A 12,720-nucleotide genomic window follows, 5' to 3' on the forward strand; every position below is an offset into this window, starting at 1 on the left:
ATCTAAATCTACTGGTTAAAGAAAGCATTTATCTTTACAATGCAAGAAGACCACATCTTAGTCTTAAGATGAAAACACCGGATATGGTGCATAAAAAATCCGGAGAAAGAATAATTCCTCCGGATAGTAATATTGTTTAATTTAGTGTCAACCTATTTTAGGACGACTCAAATGTAATGATCTGGATTTCTGAATTGTTATCATTATTAGAGATGCCGATCATTAACCTTCAAATAAATTAAAATGCTAAAATACCTCCTCGTTCTTTTTTTATATGTTCCCACTGTATTTTTTGCTCAGCAGACCCAGCAGACCCGTTTAAAAGATAAGGAAAGTCTTTATGATATTCAGGACAGTGTGATGATAAAAACACGGGATGGGGCAGAGATTTCTGCAATTATTGTAAAGAAGAAAGAGACTGTGCAGCCACTGCCGGTTATTTTTCAGTTTACCATTTATGTCCGTGATACAGGAAGAGATCTTCAAAGCCTGAAAGATGCTGCAGACAGGGGATATATTGGAGTCATGGCGTATACACGCGGGAAAAGATTCAGTCCGGGTGAAATTTACCCTTATGAATTGGATGCCGGCGATTCTTACGATGTAATTGACTGGATAAGCAAACAAAAATGGTGTAACGGAAGTGTAGCAATGTATGGAGGAAGTTACAACGGCTTTACCCAGTGGGCTGCCTGTAAAACACTGCATCCAGCCCTTAAAACAATCGTTCCTTACGTTGCAAACAGGCCGGGAATGGGGCTTCCCATGGAAAATAATATTTTTATAAATCCCAATTATGAATGGGCTTTTTATGTGGGCAATAACAAATATCTGGACAATGAAACAGGCAATGACAGGCAGCGTTTTAGAAAAATGATGTTTAAATGGTGGGAAACCGGTACAGCTTACAATAAAATGGATAGTATTGATGGAAAGCCCAACCGATGGTTCCAGCGTTGGATCTCACATCCGGCTTTTGATGCATACTGGCAAAAAATGGCACCCTATAAAAAAGATTTCAGGCAGATCACTATTCCCGTTCTTGCCTTTGACGGCTATTATAATGATTCGCAAAATTCAAGTCTTTACTATCTCAAAGAATTACAGAAATACAGTCCCAAAACTCCATTCTATCTGATAATTGGCCCGTACAGTCATTTCGGGACCCAAATCGGGGGCGAAAAAATAGTGAACGGGTACAGCGTAGACACTACCTCCCTTATTGATATTAAAAAAATCACATACGAATGGTTTGATTTTATTTTGAAAAGCGGGAAAAAGCCTGATATTCTTAAAAACAAGATTAATTATGAAGTTATGGGTGCCAACGAATGGAGGAGTGCAGATTCTTTTGAAAATATGCACAGTGAATTTCTGAAATTTTATCTTTCCGGACAAAAACGCAATGAATATTATTTTCTGAATCCAAAATCGTCTGATAAAAAAACATATTTGTCCCAGACGGTAGACTTTGCCGATCGTGATAGCAGCAATAATGATTACTATCCGGACCCCATTGAAAAAGACAGCCTCAATAAAAGCAACGGATTTATCTTTATGAGTGATCCTTTAAAAAAGGCAATGATTATCAATGGTTCTTTTTTAGGAACATTAAATATTGCCGTTAATAAAAAAGATGCAGATGTAGGAATAACCTTATATGAATTGACTCCCGCAGGAAAATATTTTCATCTGTCATATTATATCGGAAGAGCCAGCTATGCAAAAGACATTACAAAAAGGCATTTACTCAATCCCAACGAGAAGACTGCCATAGAATTCAGCAATACGCATTTCATAAGCAAACAGCTTCAGAAAGGGAGCAGAATCGTTGTTGCCATTAATGTAAATAAAAATCCGTTTTCCCAGCTTAATTACGGAACCGGAAAAGAAGTAAGCACCGAAACAATAAAAGATGCTTCAACACCTTTGATTATCAAATGGTATAATGACAGCTATATAAAAGTTCCGGTTTTAAATGAATAACTAATTGTTTAAACTTAGTTCCCTGAATCCTTTAATCAATGGAATTGGGACTTAGTCTGCTTAAATAAAAAATAATTAACATTCGGCTTTAGTCAATCTAAACCGCCTTCACAATTTTCATCTCTCACTGAAAATCCGTATTTTTGTACATCTAAAAGTAAAAGAAAGAATGAATTCCTACAAAAATCCATTGGAAGAGCGCTATTCCAGTGAAGAAATGTTGTTTAATTTCTCACATAACAATAAATTCCGCACCTGGAGAAGGCTTTGGATAGCTCTTGCCGAAATTGAAAAAGACCTGGGTCTTGATATTACGGACGGGCAGATTGCCGAGCTGAAAGCTAATGCAGAAAATATCGATTACGATAAAGCAGCAGAATATGAAAAGAAATTCCGTCATGATGTAATGGCACACGTTCACACCTATGGGGATGTAGCGCCTTCAGCAAAAGGAATTATCCATTTAGGTGCTACTTCGGCTTTTGTAGGCGATAATACAGACCTTATTCAGATCCGTGACGGGCTTTTAATCTTAAAGAAAAAGCTGGTTAACGTGATGAAGAGCTTAGCTGATTTTTCTATTCAGTATAAAGATCTTCCTACCTTAGGATTTACCCATTTCCAGCCGGCTCAGCTGACTACAGTGGGTAAAAGAGCCACACTTTGGTTACAGAGTTTGGTTCTTGACATCGAAGAACTTGATTTCTTCTTAGAAACATTGCGTTTCAGAGGAGTAAAAGGAACTACCGGTACTGCTGCAAGTTTCCTTGAGCTTTTCAACGGAGATTATTCCAAAGTGAAACATTTAGATAAAGAACTTTCAAAAAGATTCGGTTTCGAAAAAGTTTTCGGAGTTTCCGGCCAGACCTATGACAGGAAAATTGATGCGAAAGTAGTAGCCTTATTAGGAAATATTGCTCAGTCTGCTCATAAATTCACCAACGATTTACGTCTTCTTCAAAACCTTAAGGAAATCGAAGAACCGTTTGAGAAAAACCAGATCGGTTCATCAGCAATGGCTTACAAACGTAATCCAATGAGAAGTGAAAGAATAGGGGCACTGGCAAAATATGTAATGTCTCTTACAACAAGTTCTGCAATGGTAGCTTCTACACAGTGGTTTGAAAGAACTTTAGATGACTCTGCAAACAAAAGATTAACCATTCCACAGGCGTTTTTAGCGGTTGATGCCATTCTATTGATCTGGAACAACATCATGAACGGAATTGTTGTATATCCGAACAGAATCAACAAACATATTATGGAAGAGCTTCCTTTCATGGCGACGGAATATATCATCATGGAAGAAGTGAAAGCTGGTGGCGACCGTCAGGAAATTCACGAAGTGATCAGGGTTCACTCAATGGAAGCTTCCAGGAAAGTGAAAGAAGAAGGAAAAGAAAATGATCTTATTGAAAGAATCTTAAACGATGATTCTTTAAAATTAGATAAATCGAAATTAAAAGAAGTTTTAGATCCTAAAAACTTTATCGGTTTTGCACCGATCCAGACAGAGGAGTTCATCAGCAATGAAGTACAGCCGATTCTGGATAAAAATAAAGATATGATAGGATTGGAGGCTGATCTTAAAGTATAAAGCATATGCAGTCCTTCTGGGCTGCATATTTTATTTGATCCGTATGAAGATTTACCCGTTTTTTATTTTGTTTTTGCTGCAGAATATGAAAATATGAGTAATGATGCATTGTTGCCGGAAAATATTATATTATTGTAAATTCGCGTAAGAAAATATACCTCAGTAAAGACTGGTAAATTAAGCTGTCACTCCAAATCATATGAGAAAATTACTTTTAACCATTTTATTATTACCCGTACTTTCCTTTTCCCAGGAGAAAGATGTTTTAAAATATTTTGTTTCAAAAGATTCTTTGGTTGGAGTGAAGAATCAGAAAGGTGAAATTATTGTTCCTGCTCAGTTTAAAATTTTCTCAAACCTTGAAAATGGCGAATTGGTTAAAGGTGAAACCATTTATTTTGATGGTTTTAAAAAAGATGAGGCCAAAGAAAAAAATGCATGGGGATATGTCTACGACAAAAAAGGAAATTTCCTTTACAGACCTTTCTTTTACGACAACGGAGCCGATTATTTTTCCGAAGGCGCAAGAAGGTTTGTTAAAAACGGGAAAGTAGGTTTTGTGGACAGGAATGGGAAAGTTGTTATTGAACCAAACCATGATTTTGCATCACCATTCAATTATGGTTACGCTGCCTTTTGTGACGGTTGTGACTGGGAAAAAACCGAGGATGAGCACAAAGCAATCGTTGGGGGAACCTGGGGAGTAATGAATTTCAAAGGGGAAATTGCAAAGCCCGTTTCAAAATCGGAAAATGCAGTAGAAGTTGGAGGAAAATATTTTCCGGATCCATTTAATTATAATGAAAAAGAGAAGACGATTCTTCAGTTTTTCAACAGACAGAATAAAAAACTTTCAGAAATCTATTATGTAAACCATTATACAAAACTCTCTGATAACGAAAAGAAACTGTTTTTTGAAATCGTAGAAAGACCAAAGGAAAACTTCCCGTTCTATCAGGTAAATACCTATGATTATAGAAAAATGGAAGCGGGAATATCGGATTTTAAATTTTTAGTCTCGGAAGATGGTAAAAATATTTTTGCCCTTGAATTTGAAAATGAAAAAATTCCTTTTGAGAAATGGCTGAAAAATGAGACACAACAGGCTGAACAATTTCAGAAAGAACATCCCGATAACCCGAATAAATTATAAATTATAAATTATAAATTATAATGAAAAACCTTTCGATTTTTTTATTGCTTCTTATGTCCGTTACAAGCTTCTCACAAAGCCAGAAGGATGTTACATGCCAATGCGGCAAAATTAAAAGAGAAATCGGGAGCTTACTCTGTGCCTGTCGGAATAGTGAAATACGGTAAAATTTATACCAGGCATTTTGGTGAAATTGATAAAGGAAATGGAAACAAAGCGGACGACAATACCTATTTTGAAATAGCGTCCGTTACCAAGCTTTTTAATAACAGCAGGTGGCTGGCAACCCCTAAAAATGCTTCCAATACAGACGGGTCAAAATATAATAACCTGCTATTGAAGCTGTAAAATATAAAGAATCAGTTGCTGATTCAGAAAAAGTAAAAAGAAAGTAATAAATCTAATATTTAAAATCTGGCATCTAATGTCTAATAACAAAAGAATTTTCGTAGAAAAAAGAGGAATTTTCGACGTTGAAAGTCCAAAAATTTTTGATGAAGTAAAAGCGGTCGTTCCGGCGGTCAGAAATGTGAAAGTCTATAATGTGTACGATATTTTCGGACTGAATGACGGAGAATTTGAGAAAGTGGTCAACAGCACTTTCGTAGATCCTGTAACCGATATTTTGCACACAGAAAACCCTGCAGAAGAGATCCATTTTGCCATGGAATTTCTTCCCGGACAGTATGACCAGCGTGCAGATTCTGCGCAGCAGTGTATCGCTTTGCTTACGGAGAATGAAAAATCCAAAGTAAGAAGCGGAAAACTGATCCAGTTTGAAGGGATTTCCGAGGCAGATCTTGTGAAAATCAAAGACCTTCTCATCAATAAAGTGGAATCCCAGGAAAAAGACCTTTCCATCTTAAACATTCCTGCTGATGAAATGCCGGCAAAAGTTTTGGTCCACGAAAACTTCATCAGTTTCGATGATGCCGCGCTTGAAAACTTTTACAACAATCACGGTTTTGCGTTGGGACTGGACGATCTGAAGTTCATTCAGGAATACTTTAAAACAGAAAAGAGAAATCCTACCGAAACGGAACTCAAAGTTTTAGACACCTATTGGAGTGACCACTGCCGTCACACCACTTTTGAAACGGAATTGTCAAATATTGAATTTGAAGGACAGTTTAAACATACATTGGAAACTATTTTCAATGACTATATCGAAAAAAGAAAATTCTTAGGCCGTGAGCTGAAGCCCATCTCTTTAATGGATCTCGCCACAGTATGCGGAAGATATTTCCATAAAACAGGCAATTTGGAGAACTTGGTGGTTTCTGACGAGATCAACGCTTGTACCATCCAGATCGAAGCTGAATACGACGGTAAAAAAGAGCCGTGGTATTTATTGTTCAAAAACGAAACCCACAATCACCCTACAGAAATAGAACCTTTCGGAGGTGCTTCAACGTGTTTAGGTGGTGCGATCAGAGATCCTTTGTCCGGTCGTTCTTATGTTTTCCAGGCGATGAGGTTAACAGGTGCTGCTGATGTTTTGGAACCGGTTGATAAAACTTTACCGGGGAAACTGCCTCAGAAAACGATTACTAAACAGGCTGCAAACGGTTATTCATCTTACGGAAACCAGATCGGTTTAGCAACTACAATGGTTTCTGAAATCTACGATGAAGGCTACAAAGCCAAGAGAATGGAAGTAGGATTCGTTACCGGAGCCGTTCCTGTAGATTGGGTAAGACGTGATAAACCTGAAAATGGCGACTCTATTATTATTTTAGGAGGTGCCACAGGCCGTGACGGTGTTGGTGGAGCAAGCGGAAGTTCAAAAGAACAGGACGAAACCTCTATTCACACCATGAGCTCTGAAGTTCAGAAAGGGAATGCCGTTGAAGAACGTAAAATCCAGAGACTGTTCAGAAATCCGGAAGTAACGAAACTGGTTAAAAAATCAAATGATTTCGGTGCTGGAGGTGTTTCCGTGGCGATCGGCGAAATTGCTGATTCTCTGGAAGTGAATCTGGATGTTTTACCTTTAAAATATGAAGGATTAAACGGAACCGAGCTGGCTATTTCCGAATCTCAGGAAAGAATGGCGGTTGTAGTTGATCCAAAAGATAAAGAACAGTTCATCAAATTCTGTCAGGATGAAAACATTGTGGCTGTAGAAGTTGCAAAAGTGACAGATTCAGGAAGAATGCAGATGTTCTGGAAAGGCGATAAAATTGTTGACCTTTCAAGAGAATTTTTAGACACAAACGGTTGTTCTAAAAGTCAGGAGGTTAAAATCACCCATCTTGAAGAACTAAAACAGGAAACACTACCTTTTACAAAAGAAAACTTCCTGAACATATTAAGTGACAAAAATGTAGCGTCGCAAAAAGGGCTGCTGGAAATGTTTGATTCCTCTATTGGCGGAACTACTGTTGCCATGCCTCTTGGGGGAAAATACCAGCAGACACTGATGGAAGGAAGTGCCCAGACCCTGCCGGTTTTGGGAGCAAAAGATATTGAAACCGTATCTTTCGCAAGCTGGGGATTTGATACCGGAATTTCAAAGCAGAATTCATTATTAGGAGCATCTTATGCGGTAGTGGAAAGTGTAGCTAAAATTGCTGCCATGGGAGGTGATTACAGGAATATCAGGTTAAGCTTCCAGGAATATTTCGAAAAGCTGGGCCAGAATCCTGAGAAGTGGGGGAAACCTTTAGCCTCTCTTTTAGGAGCCTATGATGCACAGATCAGTCTCGGTCTTGCTGCAATCGGAGGTAAAGACTCTATGAGCGGGACTTATCAGGATCTGAATGTGCCGCCGACATTGATTTCATTTGCCTGTGCCAACGGAGAAAAGAAAAACGTTATTTCCCCTGAATTTAAACAGGCTGGAAATAAACTGTACTTTTTTAACCATATTCCCCAGGAAAACGGACTTCCTGACTACAAAAGCTTAAAAGGAATTTTCGGATTTATTTTTGAAAACATCAAAGCCGGAAAAATTGTTTCAGTAAAAACCATTAAAGAAGGCGGTGCAGCTATAGCTTTAGCGAAAATGAGCTTTGGAAACAGATTGGGAGCAGAGATCAGTATTGACGAAAATGCTTTATTGGCTAAAAATATCGGCAGCTTAATCATCGAATCAAAAGAAGAGCTGAGCAGTCTTTCTCTTCAGCCGATCGGTGAAGTAAAAGACTCAGGTATTTTAAAAATAAACAACCTTGAATCTCAAATCTCGGATCTTGAAGCATCGTACACCGGTACATTCGAAAACCTTTTCCCAACAAAAGAAAAAGAAAAACTGACGGTTGAAATTGATGAAAAATCAAACTCGATCAACCCAAGAAATATCATCATTAAAAAACACGGAATTGCCCAGCCTAAAGTATTTGCTCCTGTATTTCCGGGAACCAACTGCGAATACGAAACCCTGAATGCATTCCGGAAAGAAGGTGCTGTGATCAGCAGTCTTCCGTTAAAAAATATCAGTCACCAGCTATTGGATGAAAGCATTGATGCATGGGTAGAAGAGATCAGAACATCTCAGATTCTGGCATTCTCAGGAGGTTTCTCAGCAGGTGACGAGCCGGACGGTTCAGCAAAGTTCATTGTAAACGTTCTGAAAAACGAAAAGATGAAGAACGCTGTTCACGAATTATTGGACAGAGACGGAATGATCATCGGGATCTGTAACGGTTTCCAGGCTTTAGTTAAATCTGGGTTATTGCCTTACGGAAGAATCAAAAATCTGGATGAAAACTCTCCGACATTGGCTCACAATGCCATCAGAAGACATATTTCACAGATGGTGAATGTAAAAGTGATCAATGACGAAAGCCCTTGGTTAAAAGGAATGAAAGATCAGGTATTCACCATTCCGATTTCCCACGGTGAAGGCCGTTTCATGGCTTCGGAAGAAGAAATCAAAAAGCTTTACGAAAACGGACAGATAGCTACCCAGTATATCGATCTTGACGGAAATATTGCCCACGGCATGCCATTCAACCCTAATAATTCATTATTCGGAATTGAAGGAGTTACCAGCCCGTGTGGAAAGATTTACGGAAGAATGGGGCATCCTGAGCGTTTTGCAGAAGGTCTCATGAAAAACATACCGACCGCGAATTACCACAATATATTCAAAAACGGAGTAGAATACTTCAAATAAAATAGAAATGACCGCCACTGAATGGCGGTCATTTTTTATATTTACCAAGGTTAAACTTATAAAAAATTAAATAAGGATTGGAGTCAGGTAAAAACAAAATTATTATAAATGGCAGCCATTTTTCAGACCTGCCCGGATTCTATGATGAAGTTTCTTCAGTGTTGATGAAAGAGACAGAATGGAAAATAGGAACACTGGACGGCTTGGATGACATTCTGTACGGCGGTTTCGGAGTATTCGAAAGCGGAGAGGAAATTGAGATCATATGGAAAGAGTCCCAAAAATCAAAAGAAGATTTAGGTCTTGAATTAACCCGGAATTTTTACGAAAATAAAATCAGGCAGGGAAAACCATTTAACATAGAGTTGATACAGCAAAAACTGGATGATTTGCTTTCAGGAAAAGGCCAGACACTCTTTGAAATTTTAATAGAAACTATAGAATCACACAAAAATATTACCCTAATTTTGGATTGATATTAGACGGATGATGAGTTATAAGTTATGAATGGTGAGTTATGGGTGACGGTCAACAGTATTACTTATATCCTAACAGTACTAATTTCTAACATCTAAAAATCTAACATCTAACTTCTAACATCTAATTTAAAAAATGAAGAAAATGATTTACGGGCTGTTCTTTGGAGACAGCATTACGTATGGAGAATATGACGGAGTATTCGGAGGATGGGTTGATATTCTTAAAAGATATGCCCTGCAGCAGTTTCATGAAGGAAACAACGAGTTGATCCTTTTTAATCTTGGAATAGGAGGCGAAACCACAGAAGGACTGTTGAAACGGATGCCTTATGAGCTGGCAGCCAGAAATTCAGCCGAAGGAAATATTGTTTTTATCGGGTATGGAGCCAATGATCTGGCCATCAGGAACGGAGTATCTATGGTAAATCCTGTCCAGTTCAGAAGTAATATGATTAAGGCCATTCAGCATGCAAAACAGTATACGAATGATATTTATCTGGTAAGCATTCTCCCTGTTTCCCGGGAAATAGACGGTGTGAAGACTGCAACCGGAAAATTAAGAACAAATGAGGAAGTTCTTGTTTATAATCGGATTCTTAAAGATCTCGCTGTTGAAAATTCTCTGCATTACATTGATTTTTACGCTGCATTTTTAGGAGATAAAGAAATTTTACTTTCCGGGGACGGTGTTCATCCCAATGAAAAAGGATATGGAATAATGGCTGAAACCGCAATCCCAATTATAGAAAAATATTTATGATTAATTTATCTTAACATGGTGAAATATTTGGTTTTTATTTGTTAGTTTTATACTTAAAAATAAAAAATACTATGAAAAATCTAAAAAAACTTAAAAGACAGGAGCTGAAAAATGTCAATGGAAAAGGGTAAACCCTCCCTTGATTACTTTCCCTCTTGATGAAAACGGACATTGTAATTATCCTTATGGCTGGTATTGTCCAAAGTTTAACGGATGTATGACCTCCGAATCCTGGGACTTTCACTGCTCTTAAAAAACTACAGGCATTTCTTTTCAGAAGTGCTTTTTTTATTGAAACACATATTTCCAGTAAACAATAATTCCTACTGCAACAGACCCAATCGCCATCAAAAGAACCGCTCCCGCAGAAATATCTTTAATAAAGCCAATTCTCCTGTCAAAATCAGGCTGAATGATGTCACATATCCTTTCTATTGCCGTATTGAAAATTTCGGCACTTAAAACAGCCAGAGAAGCTATGAGAATGAGTACCGTATCCACTGCTGAAAGTTTAAAATAGAAAATCAGGAAAAGGTTAATGAAAAAAGCTACAAGCTCGATCTGGAAATTTCTTTCCGTTTTTACCATCAGGAAAACACCCCGGAAAGCATGCAGAAAACTTTTATGGATAAGTGGTTTTTTCATGATTCTTTTTCGCAAATATAGGATTTGTATTTTGATGGTAACAGGATTTCAGACCCATGATATGAAAATTAATTATGACTGAAATCTGAACAGAATATCAAGTCTCAAAACAGCTTAATGATATTTGTTTAAAACTCCTTAAGATTATTTTTTTCATTATAGTTTCTATTTATTATATTTGTAGAAACTTATTTTTAAATCTATGAAATTTATTATTTCAAGTGGTGAACTGCAGAAAGCATTGCAAACTGTAAGTGGCGTAATATCAAGCTCTCAATCGAGACCGATTTTAGAAAACTATCTTTTTGAATTAGACGGAAATAACGTTACCATTACAGCATCTGATGGCGAGACTACTCTTGTTACATCTTTGGATGTAAAGTCCGATGATTCGGGTAAATTTGCCGTTCCTGCTAAAATTTTTCAAGATTTTATCAAGACCTACGGGGAACAGCCTCTTACATTTGCTGTAAAGGATAATGCAGAAGGAACCGGGAGCCAGCTTGAGATTTTAGATGAAAAAGATAATTTCGCTGTAGCACTGGATAATGCCGATGATTATCCTGAACTGCCGGAATTTGATGCCTCTCAAAGCGTGGCCATGCCTGCAGGAGTTTTATCCGAAGCGTTGACGAACACTCTTTTTGCAACCAGCAATGATTCTCTTCGTCCCGTAATGACAGGAGTACTGTTCCAGTTTGGAGAAAATGAAACAAACTTTGTTTCCACAGATTCCCACAGACTGGTTGTCTACAAAAGAACAGACCTGATGAATGCCGAGCCAATGGAATTCATCATGCCTAAAAAACCTTTGAATATTTTCAAAAATATCCTGGCAAGCTCTAATGAAGATGTTACCATCGACTTTAATGAGAATATGGCTAAATTTACTTTTGGAAAACATATCTGGATCTGCAGACTGATAGACGGTAAATACCCGAACTATACAGCTGTAATTCCGAAGGAAAATCCAAACGTACTGACGATCAACAGAAACCTTCTTTTGGGAGCGATCAAAAGAGCGTCAATTATGTCCAACAAATCAACCAACCAGGTAAGATTTAAGTTGTCTGCCAATATTCTTCATCTTCACGCAGAAGATACGGAATATGCAAACAAGGCAGATATGCAGATCCCTTGCGATTATAACGGGGAAGACATCAATATTGGTTTCAGCTCGAAGTTTTTAACGGAAATGCTAAGTATTTTAGGTTCCGACGATATCACTATGAAAATGTCACAACCTAACAGACCGGGGATCATTGAACCCCTTGACGGTCTTGAAGAAAATGAAAATATCCTGATGTTATCAATGCCGGTAATCGGGTTGTAATATTTTAAATACATAAAAATATAAGAGATTGAATTTTTCAGTCTCTTTTTTGTTTTTAATGAGTTTTGAAGTTTTTAAAGATTTATTTTAATAAATAACGATAAATTCTAAGGATAACATAATATATTGTCTTTTTTTTTATAGAAAAATTTTCTAAACAAACAGAAGGAATTTAATAAAAACTAATTATTTTAAAATCATTCCTAAATTTCTCTATTTCTTAAAAAAACACGACATTTGTAGAGGAAAAATTGTACAGGAAAAATTGTACGAAAATTCAATAATTTTTCAAAATATAGCAATGAAGATATCAAACAACTGGCTGAAAGACTTTATCAAAACGGAACTGAAAACGGAAAGGATCGGAGAATTCCTTACAGATATAGGTCTTGAAGTGGAGGGGATAGAAAAATTTGAAAGTGTAAAAGGCAGTCTGGAGGGCATTGTAGTAGGAAAAGTATTGACCTGCGAAAAACATCCGAACGCAGACAAATTGAAAAAAACAACGGTTGATGTAGGGAATGGCAAGATATTAAATATTGTTTGCGGAGCTCCCAATGTTGAAGCTGGACAGACTGTTCCTGTAGCTGTTGTCGGAACTAAGATCTATGACAAAACCGGAAACTTCTTTGAAATCAAGGAAGCTA

The 12,720-nt window shown here is 37.4% G+C and carries 10 protein-coding genes and 1 pseudogene; 10 read left to right on the forward strand and 1 reads right to left on the reverse strand.

What is annotated here, in order from left to right; genetic code table 11:
* Positions 1-243: 243 nt before the first annotated feature.
* The 8 genes from IX38_RS21385 (at position 244) to IX38_RS23595 (ending at position 10,226) form a co-directional block, all read left to right on the forward strand.
* Positions 244-1,986 (forward strand): CocE/NonD family hydrolase, encoded by a 1,743-nt coding sequence (locus tag IX38_RS21385; RefSeq protein ID WP_034708076.1) that lies wholly within the window; start codon positions 244-246, stop codon positions 1,984-1,986.
* Positions 1,987-2,155: 169 nt separating this feature from the next.
* A complete protein-coding gene (gene purB, locus IX38_RS21390) occupies positions 2,156-3,583 on the forward strand; it encodes an adenylosuccinate lyase (protein ID WP_034708078.1) in 1,428 nt (475 codons plus the stop codon).
* A gap of 199 nt (positions 3,584-3,782) precedes the next feature.
* Positions 3,783-4,736 (forward strand): WG repeat-containing protein, encoded by a 954-nt coding sequence (locus IX38_RS21395; protein WP_034708079.1) that lies wholly within the window; start codon positions 3,783-3,785, stop codon positions 4,734-4,736.
* Between the two features lie 87 nt (positions 4,737-4,823).
* Positions 4,824-5,084, forward strand: coding sequence for a serine hydrolase (locus IX38_RS21400; protein WP_034708080.1), 261 nt, complete (start codon positions 4,824-4,826; stop codon positions 5,082-5,084).
* 76 nt (positions 5,085-5,160) lie between these two features.
* On the forward strand, positions 5,161-8,856 hold the full coding sequence (locus tag IX38_RS21405; protein ID WP_034708082.1) for a phosphoribosylformylglycinamidine synthase: 3,696 nt from the start codon (positions 5,161-5,163) through the stop codon (positions 8,854-8,856).
* Positions 8,857-8,933: 77 nt separating this feature from the next.
* On the forward strand, positions 8,934-9,332 hold the full coding sequence (locus IX38_RS21410) for a ribonuclease inhibitor (RefSeq protein WP_034708085.1): 399 nt from the start codon (positions 8,934-8,936) through the stop codon (positions 9,330-9,332).
* Positions 9,333-9,468: 136 nt separating this feature from the next.
* Positions 9,469-10,095 (forward strand): SGNH/GDSL hydrolase family protein, encoded by a 627-nt coding sequence (locus IX38_RS21415; RefSeq protein ID WP_084680380.1) that lies wholly within the window; start codon positions 9,469-9,471, stop codon positions 10,093-10,095.
* A 71-nt stretch (positions 10,096-10,166) separates the two neighbouring features.
* Positions 10,167-10,226 carry a bacteriocin-like protein gene (locus IX38_RS23595; RefSeq protein ID WP_449384749.1) on the forward strand — a complete coding sequence of 20 codons (60 nt, stop codon included), beginning with the start codon at positions 10,167-10,169 and terminating at the stop codon, positions 10,224-10,226.
* A gap of 157 nt (positions 10,227-10,383) precedes the next feature.
* Here the strand turns inward: IX38_RS23595 and IX38_RS21420 are convergent, their stop codons facing one another.
* The gene (locus IX38_RS21420; protein ID WP_034708088.1) at positions 10,384-10,740 is read right to left on the reverse strand and encodes a diacylglycerol kinase family protein; all 357 of its coding nucleotides are present in this window, start codon (positions 10,738-10,740) and stop codon (positions 10,384-10,386) included.
* A gap of 202 nt (positions 10,741-10,942) precedes the next feature.
* Here IX38_RS21420 and dnaN point away from each other — a divergent pair, with 202 nt between their 5' ends.
* Together dnaN and IX38_RS21430 are read left to right on the forward strand one after the other, a co-directional pair.
* Positions 10,943-12,073, forward strand: a complete 1,131-nt coding sequence (gene dnaN / locus IX38_RS21425; protein WP_034708090.1) for a DNA polymerase III subunit beta — start codon at positions 10,943-10,945, stop codon at positions 12,071-12,073.
* A 301-nt stretch (positions 12,074-12,374) separates the two neighbouring features.
* A pseudogene (locus tag IX38_RS21430) lies at positions 12,375-12,720 on the forward strand (phenylalanine--tRNA ligase subunit beta); the annotation flags it as partial.

The organism is Chryseobacterium luteum (genome assembly GCF_000737785.1).
Lineage (GTDB): Bacteria > Bacteroidota > Bacteroidia > Flavobacteriales > Weeksellaceae > Chryseobacterium > Chryseobacterium luteum.

Bases quoted from the DNA above. Each gene is read 5' to 3' on its own strand.
- IX38_RS21385 (WP_034708076.1), top strand. From the start codon at position 244: ATGCTAAAATACCTCCTCGTTCTTTTTTTATATGTTCCCACTGTATTT.
- IX38_RS21420 (WP_034708088.1), bottom strand. From the start codon at position 10,740: ATGAAAAAACCACTTATCCATAAAAGTTTTCTGCATGCTTTCCGGGGT.
- IX38_RS21415 (WP_084680380.1), top strand. From the start codon at position 9,469: ATGAAGAAAATGATTTACGGGCTGTTCTTTGGAGACAGCATTACGTAT.
- dnaN (WP_034708090.1), top strand. From the start codon at position 10,943: ATGAAATTTATTATTTCAAGTGGTGAACTGCAGAAAGCATTGCAAACT.
- purB (WP_034708078.1), top strand. From the start codon at position 2,156: ATGAATTCCTACAAAAATCCATTGGAAGAGCGCTATTCCAGTGAAGAA.
- IX38_RS21400 (WP_034708080.1), top strand. From the start codon at position 4,824: ATGTTACATGCCAATGCGGCAAAATTAAAAGAGAAATCGGGAGCTTAC.
- IX38_RS21405 (WP_034708082.1), top strand. From the start codon at position 5,161: ATGTCTAATAACAAAAGAATTTTCGTAGAAAAAAGAGGAATTTTCGAC.
- IX38_RS21395 (WP_034708079.1), top strand. From the start codon at position 3,783: ATGAGAAAATTACTTTTAACCATTTTATTATTACCCGTACTTTCCTTT.